The organism is Enterobacter sp. EC_64 (genome assembly GCF_019584165.1).
Lineage (GTDB): Bacteria > Pseudomonadota > Gammaproteobacteria > Enterobacterales > Enterobacteriaceae > Enterobacter > Enterobacter roggenkampii.
The window spans coordinates 1-1,229 of the sequence record NZ_VDAS01000068.1; the positions used below are offsets into that span (position 1 = coordinate 1).

General features: G+C 50.3%; 1 protein-coding gene. It reads right to left on the minus strand.

Annotated elements, in window-relative coordinates:
• Window positions 1-18: 18 nt before the first annotated feature.
• A protein-coding gene (locus tag FHC52_RS22465) for an IS3 family transposase (protein WP_139153290.1) occupies window positions 19-1,166 on the minus strand; the annotation gives its coding sequence in 2 pieces (ribosomal slippage) (window positions 19-929 and window positions 929-1,166; 1,149 coding nt in all).
• Window positions 1,167-1,229 lie beyond the last annotated feature (63 nt).

Genomic DNA, 1,229 nt, shown 5'->3' on the forward strand with positions numbered 1-1,229 from the left:
TGAATCGCCACGGATAATCTAGACACTTCCGAGCCGTTGATAATACTGGTTTTCATATTCTGTCGGTGACATCTGTTCGCTAGAACCATGCCGACGCTTACTGTTATAAAACATTTCGATGTAATCAAAAATATCACTGCGGGCTTCTTCCCGCGTTCCGTAGATCTTTTTCTTTATCCGTTCACGTTTCAACAACTGGAAAAAACTTTCTGCAACCGCATTATCATGGCAGTTACCGCGACGGCTCATGCTACCCTCCAGGCCGTGTGATTTCAGGAACGACTGCCACTCATGGCTTGTGTACTGACTGCCCTGATCCGAATGAACCAGCACCTGTTTTTCGGGATTACGCCGCCATACAGCCATCAGCAGTGCGTTCAGGACAATGTCCTTTGTCATCCGGGATTGCATGGACCAGCCGATAATTTTGCGTGAGAACAGATCAACAACAACGGCAAGATACAGCCAGCCTTCGTGGGTCCTGATGTAGGTTATGTCCGTTACCCAACGCTCATCAGGAGCATCCGGATTGAACTGTCGCTGGAGCCTGTTGGGTGACACGATACTGGCCTCGCCTTTACGTGCCCGCGGGCTTCGGTATCCGACCTGAGCCTTTATTCCGACACGTTTCATCAGTCTCCAGACTCTGTTTACTCCGCACTGTTGCCCGCTGTCACGCAGATCCAGATGGATTTTGCGATAACCATAGACGCATCCCGATTCCAGCCAGAACTGTTTAATCTGTCCTGTCAGTCTCAGGTCTGCCTGATGGCGTTGTGAATGCGGCTGCTGAAGCCAGGCGTAAAAACCACTGGGATGAACATCCAGCACCCGACAGAGCAGGCGAACAGGCCAGCAACAGGAGTTGTCACGGATAAAGGCGTACCTCAGTCGGACAGCTTTGCGAAGTACGCCGCGGCTTTTTTTAATATGTCCCGTTCGTCGGTAACCCGTTTCAGCTCTTTCTGGAGACGGCGGATCTCGGCCTGAGCATCTGACTGTTCTTTATTAGTGGAAGAATCCGGACCGTACTTCTTTATCCAGGCATAAAGGCTGTGGGTGGTGATATCGAGACGTGTTGCAACGCTGGAAACAGAATAACCGCGATCAACAACCTGTTTGACTGCTTCAGTTTTAAACTCTTCGGGATAACGCTTACCGCTCATGGGCACCTCTCTTTAAGCCATCTTAAATGACTCTGAGGTGTCTGTTAAACCCGTGGCGATTCA